The organism is Hanamia caeni (assembly GCF_003721595.1).
In the GTDB taxonomy this organism is placed as follows: domain Bacteria; phylum Bacteroidota; class Bacteroidia; order Chitinophagales; family Chitinophagaceae; genus Ginsengibacter; species Ginsengibacter caeni.
In genome coordinates this window covers 1-20,112 of the sequence record NZ_RJJR01000027.1, presented here as the reverse complement: position 1 = coordinate 20,112, position 20,112 = coordinate 1, and the positions used below count along the sequence as shown (strand labels likewise).

The 20,112-nt window shown below is 40.8% G+C and carries 11 protein-coding genes and 1 pseudogene; 8 read left to right on the top strand and 4 right to left on the bottom strand.

Going from position 1 to position 20,112, the window contains the following annotated elements; genetic code table 11:
• The first annotated feature begins 12 nt into the window (after nt 1-12).
• The 4 genes from secY (at nt 13) to ligD (ending at nt 5,701) form a co-directional block, all read left to right on the top strand.
• Nucleotides 13-1,356, top strand: a complete 1,344-nt coding sequence (gene secY, locus EFY79_RS20515) for a preprotein translocase subunit SecY (RefSeq protein ID WP_123122629.1) — start codon at nt 13-15, stop codon at nt 1,354-1,356.
• A 74-nt stretch (nt 1,357-1,430) separates the two neighbouring features.
• Complete coding sequence (map, locus tag EFY79_RS20510; protein ID WP_123122628.1) at nt 1,431-2,231, top strand: type I methionyl aminopeptidase; 801 nt, start codon at nt 1,431-1,433, stop codon at nt 2,229-2,231.
• An 83-nt stretch (nt 2,232-2,314) separates the two neighbouring features.
• Nucleotides 2,315-3,568 (top strand): BaiN/RdsA family NAD(P)/FAD-dependent oxidoreductase, encoded by a 1,254-nt coding sequence (locus EFY79_RS20505; RefSeq protein WP_123122627.1) that lies wholly within the window; start codon nt 2,315-2,317, stop codon nt 3,566-3,568.
• A 120-nt stretch (nt 3,569-3,688) separates the two neighbouring features.
• Nucleotides 3,689-5,701, top strand: a complete 2,013-nt coding sequence (ligD, locus tag EFY79_RS20500; RefSeq protein ID WP_233578071.1) for a DNA ligase D — start codon at nt 3,689-3,691, stop codon at nt 5,699-5,701.
• A 134-nt stretch (nt 5,702-5,835) separates the two neighbouring features.
• Here the strand turns inward: ligD and rpsA are convergent, their stop codons facing one another.
• On the bottom strand, nt 5,836-8,064 hold the full coding sequence (gene rpsA / locus EFY79_RS20495; protein WP_233578070.1) for a 30S ribosomal protein S1: 2,229 nt from the start codon (nt 8,062-8,064) through the stop codon (nt 5,836-5,838).
• A gap of 353 nt (nt 8,065-8,417) precedes the next feature.
• On the opposite strand from rpsA, the gene EFY79_RS20490 reads away from it, so the two are divergent.
• Nucleotides 8,418-9,179 (top strand): lysophospholipid acyltransferase family protein, encoded by a 762-nt coding sequence (locus tag EFY79_RS20490; protein ID WP_123122626.1) that lies wholly within the window; start codon nt 8,418-8,420, stop codon nt 9,177-9,179.
• Between the two features lie 50 nt (nt 9,180-9,229).
• Here the strand turns inward: EFY79_RS20490 and EFY79_RS20485 are convergent, their stop codons facing one another.
• A complete protein-coding gene (locus tag EFY79_RS20485) occupies nt 9,230-9,766 on the bottom strand; it encodes an acyl-CoA thioesterase (protein ID WP_123122625.1) in 537 nt (178 codons plus the stop codon).
• Between the two features lie 113 nt (nt 9,767-9,879).
• On the opposite strand from EFY79_RS20485, the gene EFY79_RS20480 reads away from it, so the two are divergent.
• The 3 genes from EFY79_RS20480 to EFY79_RS20470 all read left to right on the top strand — a co-directional run bounded on the left by EFY79_RS20480 (nt 9,880) and on the right by EFY79_RS20470 (nt 14,811).
• Nucleotides 9,880-11,097, top strand: coding sequence for a proline dehydrogenase family protein (locus EFY79_RS20480; RefSeq protein ID WP_123122624.1), 1,218 nt, complete (start codon nt 9,880-9,882; stop codon nt 11,095-11,097).
• Between the two features lie 66 nt (nt 11,098-11,163).
• On the top strand, nt 11,164-13,590 hold the full coding sequence (locus EFY79_RS20475; protein WP_123122623.1) for a DUF5916 domain-containing protein: 2,427 nt from the start codon (nt 11,164-11,166) through the stop codon (nt 13,588-13,590).
• A gap of 357 nt (nt 13,591-13,947) precedes the next feature.
• Entirely contained in the window at nt 13,948-14,811 is an 864-nt protein-coding gene (locus EFY79_RS20470; RefSeq protein WP_199727603.1) for a serine hydrolase, read from the top strand.
• 50 nt (nt 14,812-14,861) lie between these two features.
• On the opposite strand, the gene EFY79_RS20465 is transcribed toward EFY79_RS20470, so the two are convergent.
• Entirely contained in the window at nt 14,862-16,349 is a 1,488-nt protein-coding gene (locus EFY79_RS20465) for a LamG domain-containing protein (RefSeq protein WP_123122621.1), read from the bottom strand.
• Between the two features lie 10 nt (nt 16,350-16,359).
• Nucleotides 16,360-20,112: pseudogene (locus tag EFY79_RS21520) on the bottom strand (hypothetical protein); the annotation flags it as partial.

The following is a 20,112-nucleotide window of genomic DNA, read 5'->3' as shown; positions in this document are numbered from 1 at the left end:
CATAACAATTCTGTGAAGAAATTCATCTCAACACTAAAAAATATTTGGACCATAGAGGAATTGAGAAATAAGATTCTCATCACTTTAGGGCTCATTTTGGTTTATAGGGTAGGTTCTTTTATTGTGCTTCCCGGAATAGATCCAAATAAACTGTCCAATCTTGAAAGCAGTTCTTCCAGCGGAATGCTTGGCCTGCTAAACGCTTTTGTAGGTGGTGCTTTCGCAAAAGCTTCCATTTTTGCCCTGGGAATAATGCCCTACATTTCCGCATCCATTTTCATGCAGTTGGTAACCGTGTTGGTTCCACAGATTTCAAAAATTCAGAAAGAAGGAGAGAGCGGACAAAAAAAGATTAATCAATGGACCCGTTATCTTACCGTAATCGTTACAGCCTTCCAGGCAGCGGCATATATAGGCTTTCTTGAATCTTCCAGCCAGGGCGCTCTTTTAGATGCGTTCAAACCGTATTTTTGGGTTTCAACCGTATTTCTTCTTACAGCAGGTACCATGTTTGTAATGTGGCTTGGTGAAAAGATTACTGACAAGGGTTTGGGTAACGGTACTTCGCTTATTATCATGATTGGCATTCTTGCCCGCCTTCCCCAATCATTTATGCAGGAATTTTATGCAAAGGAAACAGCCGGCGGCGGCGGATTATTGATCTTCCTTATTGAAATTGCAGCTTTTATCGCAGTAATACTAGGCCTGATTGTACTTGTGCAGGGTGTAAGAAAAGTGCCTGTAAATTATGCTAAACAAATTGTTGGTAACAGGCAGTTTGGTGGCGCCCGCCAGTTTCTTCCTTTAAAAGTGAATGCAGCCGGCGTAATGCCTATCATATTTGCCCAGGCTATCATGTTTCTCCCCACCATTTTTGCAGGATTCCAGACCGGTGGAAAAAGTTGGGCGGTCTATTTTACTTCGCCTACAAATGGAGTTTACATGATAATTTATGGAATTATGACCATTGGTTTCACCTTTGTTTATACATCCCTGATATTTAACCCGAAGCAAATGTCTGATGACTTAAAACGGAATAATGGTTTCATTCCGGGAGTAAAGCCAGGGCAGCCAACTACTGAATATATCGGAACAATTATGGACAGAATTACTTTACCAGGTGCCGTTCTTTTGGCCATTGTAGGTATTTTGCCCGGAATAATGGAAATTTTTGGAGTTACCCAGGGCTTTGCTACTTTTTATGGAGGCACTTCCCTTCTCATTATGGTAGCAGTTGTTTTGGATACTTTACAGCAAATAGAAACCCAGTTATTAATGCGCCAATATGATGGCTTGATGAGCAGCGGGCGCATCCAGGGAAGAACAGCAGCTCCAGGAGTTACCGGAGGAATTTAAACAAACAAAATCACTATAATCTTAAACCCCGGCCATAAGTATGACGGGGTTTTTTTAAATTAATAATATACCTGATGATTCATTATAAATCAAGTGAGGAAATAGAAAGACTGAGGCAAAGTTGCAAAATTGTAAATGACAGTATCGCACATGCGGCATCCTTCTTAAAACCGGGCATATCTACTTTGGAACTCAACGATATTGCGGAAGAATTTATACTCGCGCAAGGCGCCGTTCCCAACTTCAAGCATTATCATGGCTATCCTTTTGCGTGTTGCATTTCGGTGAACGATGCCGTGGTGCACGGTTTCCCTACGAAGGAGCCTCTGAAAGAAGGCGATATTATTTCAATCGATTGCGGGGCACTTAAAAACGGATATCATGGAGATAGCGCTTACACTTTCGCGCTTGGCGAAATTTCAGAAGAGGTAAAACAATTGCTGCGTGTGACCAAGGAGGCGCTTTATCTTGGTATCGAGAAAGCAGTGGTGGGAAACCGCATTGGCGATATTTCGGCTGCGATACAGGAATATACAGAAAAACAACACGGGTATGGCGTAGTACGTGAATTGGTGGGACATGGCATCGGCAGGGAATTACACGAGGACCCACAAATTCCCAATTATGGAAAACGGGGCAAGGGTAGCAAATTAAAAGATGGCCTTGTGATAGCAATAGAACCCATGATAAACCTGGGGACCAAAGATGTATATAACGATAAAGACGGCTGGACGGTAAGAACAAGCGATGGAAAACCCGCCGCACATTACGAGCACATGGTTTGTGTAAGGAAAAATAAGGCCGACATTTTAACTTCATTCTCTTCCATCGAGGCCGCTGAAAAAGCGAATTCAAATTTGTGGTCCGATTATTAATTACAAGCAACAGCCATCCTGTGCGAATTGAGTAATACGCCCAACACACGAATCAATGAAGGATACATAAGTGTTTTCTCAAAATGGAACAAAAAAAGCTTATTGTGATTGGTGGCGGAGCGGCAGGTTTTTTTTGTGCCATCAATGCTGCGGAAAATAATTCAGGATTAAAAGTTACCATTATTGAGAAATCCGGAAAGTTGTTGAGTAAGGTCAGGATAAGCGGAGGCGGCAGGTGCAATGTTACTCATTCCTGCTTCAGTATTACCGAAATGATTAAAAACTATCCACGTGGAGCAAGGTTTTTAAAGAACGCTTTTAATCAATTTTTTACTACCGATACAGTTGCGTGGTTTCAGCAAAAAAATGTGCAGTTAAAAACTGAACCTGATGGAAGAATGTTTCCCGCCAGCAATTCTTCTGAAACGATTATACATTGTTTTCTGCATCAGGCCAGCCAGCACGCAGTGGAAATTCTGTTGAACCGGGAAATCATAAGAGTCGATATACCTTCCTCCCAGGAAAATGATGTTTTCAAATTAACCGCAAAAGATGGAACTATCCTTGAGGCTGATTATGTTTGTGTTGCTTGTGGCGGTTTTCCTAAACCAACTCAATACAATTGGTTAACGCATTTAGGCCATTCTTTTGATTATCCCGTTCCTTCCTTATTTACGTTTAATATTCCCCATAATCCCATTTCAGCGTTAATGGGGATTTCTGTAAATAGCAGCAGGATAAAAATAAATGGAACTAAATTTTCTCAAACCGGCCCCTTGCTGATTACTCACTGGGGCTTGAGCGGCCCGGCTGTATTAAAGCTTTCTGCTTTCGGAGCAAATGAGCTTGCCAAAATGAATTACGATTTTACCATTTCAGTTAATTGGCTTGAAGAATACAACGAAAATTCTTTGCTCGAAAAATTGAAAGAATTGCGGAATGATTATTCTTCAAAAAAAATAACTAATACAAATCCTTTTCATTTACCTCAACGATTATGGGATTACCATTTGCAGCAATGCGGAATTGATTTACATATTCGGTGGGCTGATCTTCCGGCACGGCTGCAAAACTTATTGGCCAAACAGCTTTGCGCACAAGTATTTCATGTAAAAGGCAAAACCACTTTTAAAGATGAATTTGTGACAGCAGGCGGAATAAAATTAAGCGAGGTCACTCCGCAAACTATGGAAAGTAAACTTATCCCGCGTCTTTTTTTCGCCGGTGAAATTTTGAATGTGGATGGAATAACCGGTGGATACAATTTTCAGCATGCCTGGACCAGCGGTTGGATTGCAGCATCCGCTATAAAAAATTTGGATACCCACCGAAAATAAGATTTCCATTTATTTATCCATTTACTACCAATACCTTCTTTTTATTAGCTACTCATTGTTTAATTTTTTATTGGCATATATTTTTAGGGTAAAAGGATATTGATTACCCAAAATGAAATTATGGCCTCAACGAGTGAACTTAATAGCCTGCTATCTGGCGCAAAAAAAGAAAATTTTCCCCGAAAGATGGAGCCGATGCTCGCCACATTGGTTAATAAACCATTTGATGAGCCAGGCTGGATATACGAGGTGAAGTGGGATGGATTTCGCGCCTTGTCATTTCTTAACAAAGGCGAAGTGCACCTGGACTCCAGGAATTCAAAATCATTTGATGAAAAATTTTATCCCATCTATGATGAACTGAAAAAATTTAAAATGGATGCAGTGTTAGATGGGGAAATCGTTAGCCTGCGTGAAAATGGAAAAGCAGACTTTAGCAGCCTTCAGGGATGGAGAAGCGAAGCGGATGGAATTTTGATGTATTATGTTTTTGACATTTTGTGGTATCAGGGAAAAAGCCTGCTCGAGCTCGGGCTGGAGCAACGCCGAAAAATTTTAAGTACCGTGTTGCCAACCTCAGACATTATAAAGCTCAGCGAAAACTTTGAAACAAACGGCTTTGAATTTTTTAAGCTTGCCCAGGAAATGTCATTGGAGGGAATTATGGCAAAAAAATCAGATAGTCAATATCTGCCAGGCAAACGAACCAAAGACTGGCTTAAAATAAAAACGCAGCAAAGGCAGGAAGTGGTCATCGGCGGTTTTACAAAAAATGAAAACACCACGAAGCTTTTCAGCTCTTTGCTCGTGGGGGTTTTTGAAAATAAAAATCTTGTTTTCACAGGTAAAATTGGTACAGGCTTTACGCAGAAACTCCAGCAGAAGCTGATGAAAAAATTTGAGCCCCTTATTATTCCGGAAAGCCCTTTTCAGCATGAACCGGATATAAATCAACCCTCACGCTTCCGGCCAAATCCGCCGCACGCTGAGGCTACATGGCTACAACCAAAGCTAATCGCTGAAGTAAGCTACAGGGAAATGACGCGCGATGGTGTAATGCGGCATCCTTCTTTTGAAGGCATGCGCGACGACAAAAAACCGGCAGAGGTGGTGATGGAAAAAGAAACAGACACGGAAAAAATTGTAAATAAAACCGGTTTGCAAAAAGAAAAAATCATAAAGCCCATGGAAAAAGGGGAGAGGAAAACCTTGCTGAATCCAAGTGAAAAAACTCAGATACGAAAAGTCAACGGCAAAGAATTAAAATTCACCAATCTCTCAAAAATATATTGGCCCAAAGAGAAAATTACCAAAAGGGAATTAATCAATTACTATTATCAGGCTGCGCCTTTTATTTTACCTTATTTAAAAAACCGGCCTCAATCTTTAAATCGTTTTCCCAATGGAATTAACGGCAAAAGTTTCTATCAAAAAAACGTAACCGGCAAAGTGCCTGAATGGATCGAAACTTTTCCTTATCACAGCAAAATAGATGGCGACAAAAATTTTTTAAAAATCAGTAATGAAGCCAGCTTGCTGTATGTGGTGAACCTCGGCTGCATTGAAATAAACCCCTGGAGCAGCACGGCTGATAAGCCTGATAATCCCGATTGGTGCATCATTGATTTGGATCCTGATGAAAATACATTTGAGCAGGTAATCGTTACGGCGCAGGTCACAAAAAATGTATTGGATGAATTAGGAGTAACAAGTTGTTGCAAAACATCCGGATCAACGGGGCTTCACATTTATTTTCCGCTGGGCGCAAAATATACTTATGAAGAATCAAAAGAATTTGCGAGAAAAATTGCGACGCTTGTGCAAAAGGAACTGCCTGAATTCACGAGTATTGAGCGAATCGTGAATAACCGTGACAGGAAAATGTATATCGATTTTTTACAAAACCGGCCGCAGGCCACGCTTGCCGCTCCCTATTCGGTGAGGCCAAAGCCCGGCGCCACTGTATCTATGCCTTTACATTGGGAAGAAGTTAAGAAAGGACTTAAAATGTCTGACTTTACGATTAAAAATTCTATTGCGCGCATCAGAAGCGAGGGAGATATTTTTAAGCCTGTGTTGGGAAAAGCAATTAATATGAAAGCTGCATTGAAAAAAATAAAATATATGATGTAACGGTAAGGCCTACACGAATTTTAGGCAGGAATGGGAAATCAAATTATTTGTTGATTTACTATACTCATTATTCATCTAAATAAAAAAGCCCGTTGTTACAGCTAACAACGGGCTTTGGAATACTATGAAAAGAATCAGGCCTTTTCCTCTTCGCTTGCATCTTCATCCTGTGCATCTTCCGCTTCAGCTTCTTCCTTTTCCGCTGCCGCTTCTGCCTGGGCTTTTATATGCTGAGGCTCATTGGCGGGGGGTGGGGGAGTTTGGGCTAAAGTACCTTCTGCCTTCTTTTCTGCTTTAGGTTTTTCTTCTTCATTGCTTGTTTCTTCGGCATCCGCTTTACTTTTCGAAGTTTCTTTTTTCGCAACAGGGGCTTCTGCAGGAGCTTCGTCTGCTTTAGCTTTCACTTCTGCTTCAGCTTCAGGAGCCTGGTCCATTTTCTTCTTCAGATCTGCCAGCACACCTAAATCGCCTAATGTGGTTTTTTCAACTTTGCTTTGAATGTTTTTTACGGCTTTCTTTGTGCTTTCGGCCGCAACTCTTCTTTCGTGTAGCTGTGCATTTTTTTCATCTGCTCTTTCTTTCTCCCAGATGCGGCTGTGGCTCAGAATGATTTTCTTATCATTCCTGTCAAATTCAATTACCATAAAAGGAGCTATCTCATCCAGGCCGATTACCTTTTCATCTTCTTTACGCAGATGGCGTGCCGGGGCAAATCCTTCCAATCCGTAAGGAAGCTGAACTATGGCGCCTTTATCATCGCGGCGGGTTACGGTTCCTTCATGAACACTTCCGACAGGGAAAGTTTCTTCCAAAGAATTCCATGGGTCTTCTTCTATTTGCTTGTGTCCTAACTGAAGCTTGCGGTTTTCTTTATCAATGCTCATAATGATTACATCAATATTTTCACCAACTTTCGTGTATTCATTCGGGTTATTAAAACGTTTTAACCAGCTCAAATCACTTATATGAATCATTCCGCCAATGCCGGGAGAAAGTTCAACAAACACGCCGTAAGGAGTGATATTTTTTACCAGGCCTTTGTGTTTGCTTCCTTCAGGATATTGTGTTTCAATCGTGTTCCAAGGGTCTTCTGTCATTTGCTTGATAGAAAGGCTCATCTTGCGATCTTCTTTGCTCAGCGTTACAATCTTCGCTTCATATTCATCGCCCAGTTTGAAGAATTCTTTTGCATTGATTGGCGTATTTGCCCATGTGATTTCGCTTACGTGAACCAAACCTTCCACGCCCGGATAAATTTCCAGGAATGCGCCGTAATCTTCAATATTTACCACTTTTCCTTTTACGATTTCGCCTTCTTTAATATTTTCAGGCAATGTATCCCAAGGATGCGGAGTTAATTGTTTCAAACCAAGACTGATGCGTTTTTTATCATCATCAAAGTCAAGAACTACCACGTTCAGTTTTTGGTCAAGTTTCAATACTTCACTTGGATGATTGATACGACCCCAACTGATATCTGTAATGTAAAGTAAACCGTCTAAGCCGCCAAGGTCGAGGAATGCACCGAAATCGGTGATATTCTTGATGGTTCCTTCCAATACCTGTCCTTTTTCCAACTTGCCAATAATTTCAGCCCGTTGCTGTTCAATGTCGCTTTCGATAAGCGCTTTATGGGAAACAACTGCATTCTTAATGGCTTCATTAATTTTAACCACTTTGAACTCCATGGTTTTTCCGACAAACTGGTCGTAATCTGTAACAGGCTTAACGTCAATTTGCGAACCTGGTAAGAATGTTTCCATTCCAAATACATCCACAATAAGACCGCCTTTGGTTTTGCTGGTAACGAGGCCTGTAACGATTTCACCTGTTTTGTGCATTTCAACAATTTTTTCCCATGCACGGGTAGTGCGGGCTTGCTTGCGGCTCAGGTGAAGATTGCCGTCTTTGTCTTCCTTCTCTGCAACCATCACTTCCACTTCGTCGCCTACTTTCAGGTTAGGCATATCGCGAAATTCGTTCAATCCTACAAGGCCATCACTTTTAAAGCCTATGTTAATAACAACGTCGGTTTTGGTCATCGCCACTACGTTGCCGGTTACCATTTCGCCGTCATTAATTTGCTTGAAGGTTTTATCATAAACCTCATCGTACTTTTCCCTTTCAGAATCGTTGTAAACAGTCACATTTCTTTTGTCAATGCTCCAGTCAAAATCATCATGAGGTGTTGAAAGTGCTTCTTCATGAATTTCCAATTCTGTGGGTTGGGGCTCTGTGGCAGCCTGCGCAGATTCCACATCAGGAAAGTCAGGGAAGGGGACTCCCTCAATGCCACCCTGTGGACGGCCATCTGATACTATTTCCTGGGTTTCCGATTTTGGTTCTTTGTTTTCAGTATCCATTATTTATTTACAGGTAATTTTGTTATTGCTGTGTCGTTTTAAAGACCCTGTCCATCAGCATTTGTTGATTGTTAAAAAATTTGTGATTAAAATTGCTTTCCCTTTTTTATTTGGGGAGTGCAAAGGTAATAAATACCGCTGAGCATTTCTATAGTATTATACATTTTTAGTATAAAAAAAAGCATAGGATTGCTCCTACGCTTTACTGTTTTTCAAGGCCAAAAATTTCGCCTGCATAGTAAGATAACCAGGTCGATTTCCCATCATACCCTAAAATTCATGCCAATGAATTCATAATTTGTTTAAATCCTAATTGTTATATTGCAAATTGATTGGATAGTAAACCAAATTGAATGAAGCGTTGGCTAAAAAACCTGCAGAAGACTCACCTGTTTAAGTCAGTGGTTTATTTCATTATAGGGATTTTTAGCTACCCGGGGATTGCCATTATTAACAAGCTTACTATAAGCGGAACTGAACATTTGAAAAAGCTTCCCAAAAAAAATGTGCTTTTCGTGAGTAATCACCAGACGTATTTCGCTGATGTTATCACACTTATTCATATTTTTTGCGCTGTTAAGTGGCGCAGGCAGAATAAGTTAGGCGTTCCATTTTACCTTTTAAATCCCTTTACCCGCGTGTATTTTGTGGCTGCTGCCGAAACGATGAAAAGTACCTGGGTGAGCCGCTTTTTCAGATGGGGAGGAGCCATCACCGTAAAGCGTACCTGGAAAAAAGATGGCCAGGAAATCAGGCGTGGCCTTGACCCGGCCGATACACGAAAAATTTCCAGTGCTTTGAAGGACAATTGGGTGATAACTTTCCCGCAGGGTACTACCAAGCCTTTTGCCCCCGGAAGAAAAGGAACTGCATTCATCATCAAATATCACAGGCCGGTTGTTATCCCTGTAGTCATTAATGGATTCTGGCGCGCTTTCAACAAGAAAGGCCTGAAATTTAAGAAGAAAGGCGTTGTTCTTTCTGTGAAATTCAAAGCGCCGCTGCAACTGACTTACGAAGAAAGTGTTGATGAAATCCTCGAAAAAGTGATGGATTCGATTGAGCAAAGCAAAAAATTCATGTGGATAAAATCAGAAAATAAATTGCAGGATTAGGCCAGTGAACGAATAAATAAAGAAATTTTTGTTTTATTTCTTCTTCCGGGTTAGATTCCTTGTTTGTCGTCCCTTACATTCATAAATAAGGCTTTCAGCTCAGATGCATCGCCGGGCTTCATTTTTCCTCCCAGAATCAATCTCAGTTGCCTTCTGCGCAAAGCGCCTTCATAAAGTTCTGTCTCCTCCGGTGTTTCGGGCTCTATTTTAGGAACAGCCCTTGGTTTACCATGAGGGTCAAGAGCTACGAATGTGTAGTAAGCTTCATTACTTGGATATTTATACTGTTGCAGAATGTCTTCTCCCCACACTTTCAGGTAAATTTCCATGCTGGTATTAAAAGCGCGGGTAACTTTGGCCTGGATGTGGACTACATTTCCCAGCTTGATGGGATTTGTAAAAGAAATATTGTCGACCGATGCGGTAACTACCGGCGCGCCACAATGCTTGCTGCCGGAGAGTGCTGCAGCTATGTCCATCCAATACATCAGCCGTCCGCCCATTAAGTTGTCAAATAGGTTGGTATCATTGGGCAAAACCAATTCTGTCATCACGATTAAACTTTCTGAGGGTCTTTTAGCGTTCATTCCGCGAAAATTTTTGCAAATATAGTTAATGTGAAGTGGAGCTATTTTTGACTACCTGGCTATTTATTATTTGGCGGATTGTTTGTGAATGCTGAATTTCGGTTTTTAAACTTATGAAGGAACTCTCTTTTGATGATACAAAAACAGCCTTTGCCTCAAAATCGGATAAGCAATTAAAAAACGCCAGGTTTATTTATGAATCTATGACAAAACCCTGGTTGGTGAAACTGGGATTATGGCTTACGCCCCTCGCTTTGAAAATGGGCTTGCCGGTTAAAGGGATTATCAGGAAAACTATTTTTAGTCAATTTGTGGGTGGGGAAACACTTGAAGATACGTCGACTGTTGTAGAGAATCTGGCAAAATTTAATGTGGAAGTGATTTTAGATTATGGCGTGGAGGGTAAAGAAGGAGAAAAAGAATTTGACCATGCTAGCGACGAATTCATCAGGGTAATTAACTATGCGGCTACTCAACCCAACATTCCCTACATGAGTATTAAACTTACGGGCCTTTCACGGTTTGGTTTGCTGGAAAAAGTGAACAATTCTGCCGTTTACAATGATATTGTCCGGGGTAAAATTGCATTTGATAAACTAAACGAAAATGAAAAAGCAGAATGGACCAGGGTGGTGGCACGGCTTACTAAAATATGCGCAGTAGCTGCCAAATGCAATGTGGGCGTTTTAGTGGATGCGGAAGAAAGCTGGATTCAACATGCTGAAGATGCGCTTGCTACCATGATGATGTTGGAGTTTAATACTGGAAAGCCCGTGATATACAATACGGCGCAATTATACCGGCACGACAGGTTGGAGTATATTAAAGACTTTTGCAGCTTTGCCAAAGAAAATAATTTTATTCCAGCTATGAAACTGGTGCGTGGCGCTTACATGGAAAAAGAACGCGCGCGGGCCGTAGAAATGAATTACGCTTCTCCCATAAATGAAACCAAAACAGCCACTGATGATGAATTTAATGCTGCCGTAGCATTTTGTTTAGATCCGCAAAATAACATGCACGTGGTTATCGGCTCTCATAATGAGTACAGTAATTTGCTGGCAACCCAAATCATGACGAAATATGGCCTCGCGCTGAACGATTCCAGGGTTCATTTGTCGCAGCTTTATGGAATGAGCGACAACATCACTTTTAATCTCGCCAAAGCAGGTTGCAACGCCAGTAAATATGTTCCCTTTGGCCCGATAAAAGATGTGATTCCTTATCTGATGCGACGGGCACAGGAAAACTCCTCAGTGAGTAGCCAAACAAGGAGGGAATTGCAGCTTATTGAAAAAGAATTAAAAAGACGGCAGAATTCTGTAAATTAGTTGATAATTGTCAACAATAATTTCGTCTTTTTTTCATTTTTAAAAAAACCGTGTATAACTAACTATATGAGTAAGTTTTTACTTATTTCTATTTTATTATTTTGCTTTCCCTTCTTTTCTTCTTTTGCTCAAACGAAGTCGGTAGCGGCTATTAAAATAACTGAATCTATACGTATTGACGGAGATCCGGCAGATGAAGAATGGAAGCATGTTCCATCCATTTCCGGTTTTATTACTTCTACACCAGTATTTGGCAAAGATGCCAGCCATACTGAGGTAAAAATTGCTTATGATAATTCGGCGGTGTATGTATTAGCCTATATTTTTGATGACCCGGAAAACATAAAACGCCGCCTGACCGCGCGGGATGATATTGAAGATAAGGATGTAGATGTTTTTGGTGTGGGCGTAGACACTTATAATGATAAACAAAACGGCTTTAGTTTTAAAGTATCAGCGGCCGGCGTACAAAAAGATGCAAAATTGTCTACTCAGGAAGATGATTCGTGGAATGCGGTTTGGGAAAGTAAAGTAAGCCTGAGAAATGACGGCTGGGTAGTAGAAATGAAAATCCCTTTTAGCGCAATCCGGTTTTCAAAAAGTAATTTGCAGACCTGGGGCCTTCAGTTTAGCCGGTTCAGAAGAGTTACAAATGAATTGTCAACGTGGAGCCCGGATGATCCAAAAATCGGCGGCGACATGAATAAGTGGGGTGATTGGAAAGATCTTCACAATATTACGCCTCCTGTAAGGCTATCTTTTCTGCCTTATCTTTCCAGCGGCGTAAATATTTCTCCCGTAGGAACTAAAAAGGAGGTTAGCTTTCTGAAAAGCGGTGGCATGGATGTAAAATATGGAATCAATGAAAGCTTTACGCTCGACCTTACACTAATCCCTGACTTTGCGCAGGTTCAGTCTGATAACATTGTCTTAAATCTCAGCCCTTTTGATATCAAATTTGAAGATTTCAGGCCTTTTTTTACTGAAGGAACTGAATTATTCAATAAAGCGGGCATCTTTTATTCAAGAAGAATTGGCGATGCTCCTTCAGGTTCGTATGATGTGTTGCAGAAAGCATCTTCTAACCCTGGTTATCAAATTATAAATAATCCCGGCATCACGAGGTTAATCAATGGCACCAAATTTTCGGGCCGCACAAAAGGCAATCTTGGTATTGGAATTTTCAATGCCGTTACTTCAAATATGAATGCCGAAATTTTTGATAAATTAACGGATTCAACTATTCATATTCAAACGGAACCTTTAACCAATTACAACATTATTGTTCTTGACCAGGCATTGAAAAACCGTTCTTCGGTAACTTTTACCAATACAAATGTTTTAAGAAACGGCAATAGCCGCAATGCAAACGTGTCTGCGCTTGGGCTTTCCTTATATGATAAAAACAACCGCCATCATTTGAGTATTGATGGTATTTATAGCAATGTTTGGGGTAAAAACGGGAATTATGATGGTTTTAAAACTAATGCGGGATTTCAAAAAGTAAGTGGGAAATTGCAATATTCCTTTTTGGCGCTTGCCATGTCTGACACCTATGATCCGAATGACCTGGGATTTCTTCAAAATAATAATCAATTCAATTATACGGGCAACATTAGCTATGTACTTTATAAACCCACAAAACATTTCCTGAATCAGCGATATACTTTTGGCGCCACCAACCAATATTTATACAAACCTTTCAAATGGCAAAATTTTGTCATAAACACTACAGCATTTTTGTTGATGAAAGATTTTTCCTATGTATCCGGAACGCTTCAAATAGCGCCTTCCTGGTCTAATGATTATTTTGAATTAAGGACGCCGGGAAGTGTTTTGAAAAGGCCCGCTCAATATTTTTTAAATATTACCGGAAGCACCGATACACGAAAAAAATTGTTTATAAATTATGCCGCAGAAAGTGGTCTTACTTCATTGCCCGATGAGCCTTATTATGGTTTTACTCTGGGCGCAACGTATAAATTTAATGATCGTTTTGAAATGAATGCAGAAGGCCACCTGGATAAAGATGAGGCAAACTATGGATATGTCTTCAGGGATATCAATTCTCATCTCCCGATACTGGGACAACGGACTGTAAAAACGGATTATTCAATTTTAGGAGCAGCCTATTCTATTAACGCCTTAATGCATTGTAACGTCCGCTTACGCCATTACTGGAGCAACGTTGTGTATCATCATTTTTATGACGTGAAACAAGATGGATATTGGACGGAGACGAATTTTTATGCCGGACGTGATGTAAACTTCAATACATTTAATATTGACATGTTCTATACCTGGGATTTTTTACCGGGAAGCCGGCTGACGCTTTCATGGAAAAATGCGCTCGGCGCTGAGGTGTACCTCGACGAAACGCAGTACCGGACTTACTTCAAAAATTTCAACCAGGTATTGCGCAGCCCTCATTCTAATGAGCTAAGCCTAAAAGTAGTTTATTACCTGGATTACTTAACGCTGAGAAAACGTTAGAAATCTTACTAAAAATAAAACCAGGTTTTTTCTTTGTTTACTGTTGCGTTAATATAAACGTGATGAATGAATTGATGAATAACATAGTCGCTGGTAAATGAACCAATAAGTTTCTTTTTTATTCCGGGTAAAAAGGATAATTGTATTACTTTATTTAAAAAAAAATAAGGGCTGAGTGGGCTTCCCGACTGAATGGCATTTGTATCAAATTAAAAAACCGGATTAAAAGTTTATTTACTGTCGCGGGGATTTAGCTTGTAATCCATAATTTTAATGATTGAATCCAGGAGATTTTTTCCTGTGAAATTTATTAAACTTATGACCTTCTTTTATTCTTTCCTTTTTACTTTTTCCGCCATGCAGAATATTTTTATTCATCCTCCTATTGATACCGCTAAAATGCATAAAGAAATTTTGGCTGAATTTGCCAAACAACCCGCCGGCACCTTTGCGGTAGCATTTGAAGATCTTGCTACCGGTGAACAATTTTTGATGAATGCCCATGAAAATTTTCATGCAGCCAGCACGATCAAAACTGCATTTTTAATAGAAACTTTTAAGCAGGCCGATGAAGGTAAATTTTCTCTTAACGATTCCATTTTAATTCACAATGATTTTAGAAGTATTGTTGATGAAAGCCTCTACCACCTCGATTCTACTGATGACAGCGAAAGAGATTTGTATCGCCGGATTGGGCAGAAGGAAACCATCTACAATTTACTGTACCGGATGATTACGCAGAGCAGCAATTTTGCTACGAATCTTATCGTAGATCTGATTGATGCTAAAAATGCAAATAGCACCATGCGTTCTATCGGGGCAAAAAACATACAAGCCTTGCGGGGCGTAGAAGACAGTAAAGCCTATGAATTGGGGCTGAATAATACGGTAACGGCCTATGACCTGATGATAATTTTTGATCACCTTGACAAAGGAACGGTGGTGAATAAACCGGCATGCGATTCAATGATACAAATTTTAATGCACCAGCAGTTAAGGGAAAAAATTCCTGCAAAGCTTCCCGCTAATGTGAAAGTGGCTAACAAAACAGGTTCTATCACTAAGATTTCGCACGACTCAGGAATTGTGTTCCTTCCCGACGGGCGGAAGTATGTATTGGTTTTATTATCAAAAGGTGTTGAAGATGAAAATGCTGCCAATGAAACACTGGCGCGGGTTTCGCGAATTATTTATGATTATGTAACCGGCAATAAAAACTAAAATAGAAATGATTCCTCTTTGTTCGTTTACTGCAATTAATGTTTGATGGGTTACCTTACCCAATACCAGATAATACCGGGGCCTTGCATGGATAAGGTTCCTCCATCACCTGACAGCCACGGTGAAGGACTCCATCCGCTGCTGGCAATTAAGGTTCCCCACCAGTAAGAGGTTCCGCTTTGGCTGGTAGTTATAATTCCTTCGCTGGTTCGGGTGGTCCACCAGGGCATTCGCGGCCCAAAACCACCGCCTTCAAAATAATTCCAATTTCCAAATTTGGTATTGATTGTAATGTCAGTATTCGTATTTACCCGGCTTACAAAACTATAAGGCTGGTTTACCGTCCAGATACCGCCATAGCTTCCCCTGGTATTAGCATCCATCATGTATTGAAAACCTGTGGCGCTTTTCCTGATATAATCTGCCCATGCAATGATAGAATAATCTCCATCATTAGTTGGGCTTGTTTGACTTCTTAAAACGGCATTCGCATTTGTCCATCCGGCATTTGGATTTCTATTACACATGATCAGCGTCCAGCCCCCGCCATCTGTTGTCATATCAGCATAGATCTGAAAAGGTGCGCCGCCATTGATGTTTGGGTTTTTTATCCAATAATAACCATCCGGGGAAGAGGGAAAGGCTTGTTTAATTGCATAGGCGCTACTGGATGCAGAAGAAGCAGAGGTGCCATCATTAAGCGGAGTGCCATTCACCCAATTGCTGGTGGTTCCAATCAACGCAAAATTATGCAGCGTGCCATTATATGCATTGGTTGTTTTATCAATAAGGGAAGTAATTCCTGCATTATTAGCCGAAGGTATTCCTTGGTTAAAATTATAGTAAGCTACCAATCCCGGTTCATTGCCCAACAATTGTGTATTCATCGAAGATAGTATCTCAGATTGCGTTTTTGCTGTATTCCAAATGCGCAGTTCATCGAAAATGGCGTTTGCATAAGGATCGCCGCCCCAATTGCTTTTACCTATGTAGCAATTATTACGGATTATATTTACAGGCGTTGGAAATGTAGCGGTACCGGCTACTATACCATTGATATAAATAGTAGCTGTAGTGCCATTTAACGTGGCGGCTATGTGAGACCATTGATTAAGTGGAAGTGTTTGTGTGGCCTGGAATTGAGCTCCTTCAACATAAAAGCCAGGCGCTCCGCTGGTGCCATACGTATAAGATAATAAAACATTATTGCTGCCGGCGCCATTCCCAAAATCAATTATCCTTGCCCAGTTTGCAAAGCTCTTTGGATATACCCAGCATTCAATGGTGAAGTCTCCGGTAAAATAAACTCCTGCCGGTAATGATATGTAGTCGTCATCGCCTTTGAAGTCAAGCGCATAATTATTACTACCAACATAAACCACAGCACCGTTTTTATTCAGCCCGTCCTGGCCCATAGCTCCGTTCTTGTTAATATACAAAGATGAGTTATTGGTTACCTGTCCATGCTTATCTAAGGCTTGCCCCCATAAGTTGGTGATAAAAAATATGCTGAGAAAAACGAAAAATAATTGCTTCATAACAATGGGATTAATAAAAATAATCGAATTGAATTCTGTCGCTGGCCGTCAATGTATAGCTGCCGTTATTTGCAGGAACATAAGTCAAAGTCTTTCCGCTCCAACTGTAAGCAGAATTACTTATTCTTATTCCGTTGATATACATTTTTATTTTGCTGTGCGTGGATGGAATTTGAGTCAGCGTAAAACTTGTTTGAGCTGCAGTCGCGGTAAATTCATCAGTTGCGTCATTGATAGCTGCCGGCCCTGAAGATACAGAGCCATCAGCCATTAAATATTGAGAAGAAGTGCCGCCCGATTTTATAAAGGATTTTGCGGTGATATTTCCACTGGTGTTTACAGCGGTTACGCTTGCATTTCCCAATTGAATTTTATTGCTTGCATCAGCGATAGCTGCATAGCCAATAGCGGTGGCATTGGTTAGAGTGGCTGTTGATACATTTGAGTTAGCGCCAATGAATGTATTCTGAGAGCCTGAAGTGACTGAGCTACCGGCAGCAGAACCCAACGCTGTATTAAAATTCCCTGTTGAGCTTAATAGAGATTGCTGGCCGATGCCGGTGTTATATGTGCCTGTAGAAACCGACATCATTGCTTCAGCGCCCACAGACGTATTTGCATTCCCGGTGGTTAACCTTGGCAAATTAGAATAACCGACACTTGTATTATTATCGAAGGAAGCGCCACTATAACTTTGCATGGCCCCATAACCAATTGCTGTATTGCGCGAACCGGTTCCTGAACCCAGGGCCGAACTACCAAAGGCCGTATTCTGGCTATTATTACCTGTGCCTCTTCCTATTTTAATGCCATTAACTACCATATCTGAATTGTATGTTTTAATGCCGCCAATAGTTTGTGCAGTAGTTAAGTTAACAAAGTTGGAAAGTGTTCCTTGTTTCGCGTACGGGCTTAGCATAGCAGCGGTATCAGCGATATTTAATTTTAAGTTGATCCTGCTTTGAACCAGGCTCAAAGAATCAATCATGCGCTGCGTTCTTGCATAGGAACCCAGCATGGAAGCAGTGTCGGAAATATTTAACTTGGTTGCTATCGAGTTATTTACTGCCGATGCATTTGCATAAGGACTCAGCATCGCAGCGGTATCAGCGATATTTAATTTTAAGTTGATCCTGCTTTGAACCAAATTTAAAGAATCAATCACGCGCTGCGTTCTTGCATAAGAACTGAGCATGGAAGCAGTGTCAGAAATATTTACTTTGGTCGCTATTGAGTTATTTACTGCCGATGCATTTGCATATGGTGCCAGCATCGCAGCGGTGTCAGCGATATTTAATTTTAAGTTGATCCTGCTTTGAACCAAATTTAAAGAATCAATCACGCGCTGCGTTCTTGCATAAGAACTCAGCATGGAAGCAGTATCGGAAATATTTACTTTGGTATTTAAACCTGCGTTGGATCCTGCAATCGTTGCATAGGGACTCAGCATAGCAGCGGTATCAGCGATATTTAATTTTAAGTTGATCCTGCTTTGAACCAGGCTCAAAGAATCAATCATGCGCTGCGTTCTTGCATAAGAACCCAGCATGGAAGCAGTGTCAGAAATATTTACTTTGGTATTTAAACCTGAAGTAGAGTTGGCCACTGTTGCATATGGTGCAAGCATAGCAGCGGTATCAGCGATATTTAATTTTAAGTTGATCCTGCTTTGAACCAAACTCAAAGAATCAATCATGCGCTGCGTTCTTGCATAAGAACTCAGCATGGAAGCGGTGTCGGAAATATTTAACTTGGTTGCTATCGAGTTATTTACTGTCGACGCATTTGCATAAGGACTCAGCATCGCAGCGGTATCAGCGATATTTAATTTTAAATTCAACCTGCTTCCAACCAGGCTCAAAGAATCAATCATGCGCTGCGTTCTTGCATAAGAACCCAACATGGAAGCAGTGTCGGAAATATTTACTTTGGTATTTAAACCTGAAGTAGAGTTGGCTACTGTTGCATATGGTGCCAGCATCGCAGCGGTGTCAGCGATATTTAATTTTAAGTTGATCCTGCTTTGAACCAAACTCAAAGAATCAATCACGCGCTGCGTTCTTGCATAAGAACTCAGCATGGAAGCAGTATCGGAAATATTTACTTTGGTATTTAAACCTGCGTTGGATCCTGCAATCGTTGCATAGGGACTCAGCATAGCAGCGGTATCAGCGATATTTAATTTTAAGTTGATCCTGCTTTGAACCAAACTCAATGAATCAATCATACGCTGTGTTCTTGCATAAGAACCCAACATGGAAGCGGTGTCAGAAATATTTACTTTGGTATTTAAAGCCGAAGTAGAGCTGGCCACTGTTGCATATGGTGCAAGCATAGCAGCGGTATCAGCGATATTTAATTTTAAGTTGATCCTGCTTTGAACCAAACTCAAAGAATCAATCATGCGCTGTGTTCTTGCATAAGAACCCAGCATGGAAGCAGTGTCAGAAATATTTACTTTGGTATTTAAACCTGAAGTAGAGTTGGCCACTGTTGCATATGGTGCAAGCATAGCAGCGGTATCAGCGATATTTAATTTTAAGTTGATCCTGCTTTGAACCAAACTCAAAGAATCAATCATGCGCTGCGTTCTTGCATAAGAACTCAGCATGGAAGCGGTGTCGGAAATATTTAACTTGGTTGCTATCGAGTTATTTACTGTCGACGCATTTGCATAAGGACTCAGCATCGCAGCGGTATCAGCGATATTTAATTTTAAATTCAACCTGCTTCCAACCAGGCTCAAAGAATCAATCATGCGCTGCGTTCTTGCATAAGAACCCAACATGGAAGCGGTGTCGGAAATATTTACTTTGGTATTTAAACCTGAAGTAGAGTTGGCCACTGTTGCATATGGTGCCAGCATCGCAGCGGTATCAGCGATATTTAATTTTAAGTTGATCCTGCTTTGCACCAGGCTCAAAGAATCAATCACGCGCTGCGTTCTTGCATAAGAACCCAACATGGAAGCAGTATCGGAAATATTTACTTTAGTTGCTATCGAGTTATTTACTGCCGATGCATTTGCATAAGGACTCAGCATCGCAGCGGTATCAGCAACATTTAATTTTAAATTCAACCTGCTTTGAACCAAATTTAAAGAATCAATCACGCGCTGCGTTCTTGCATAGGAACTCAGCATGGAAGCGGTGTCGGAAATATTTAACTTGGTTGCTATCGAGTTATTTACTGTCGATGCATTTGCATATGATGCAAGCATAGCAGCGGTATCAGCGATATTTAATTTTAAGTTGATCCTGCTTTGAACCAAACTCAAAGAATCAATCATGCGCTGCGTTCTTGCATAAGAACCCAGCATGGAAGCAGTGTCAGAAATATTTACTTTGGTATTTAAACCTGAAGTAGAGTTGGCCACTGTTGCATATGGTGCAAGCATAGCAGCGGTATCAGCGATATTTAATTTTAAGTTGATCCTGCTTTGAACCAAACTCAAAGAATCAATCACGCGCTGCGTTCTTGCATAGGAACTCAACATGGAAGCGGTGTCGGAAATATTTAACTTGGTTGCTATCGAGTTATTTACTGCCGATGCATTTGCATAAGGACTCAGCATCGCAGCGGTATCAGCAATATTTAATTTTAAATTCAACCTGCTTCCAACCAAACTCAAAGAATCAATCACGCGCTGCGTTCTTGCATAAGAACCCAACATGGAAGCAGTGTCGGAAATATTTACTTTGGTTGCTATCGAGTTATTTACTGCCGATGCATTTGCATAAGGACTCAGCATCGCAGCGGTATC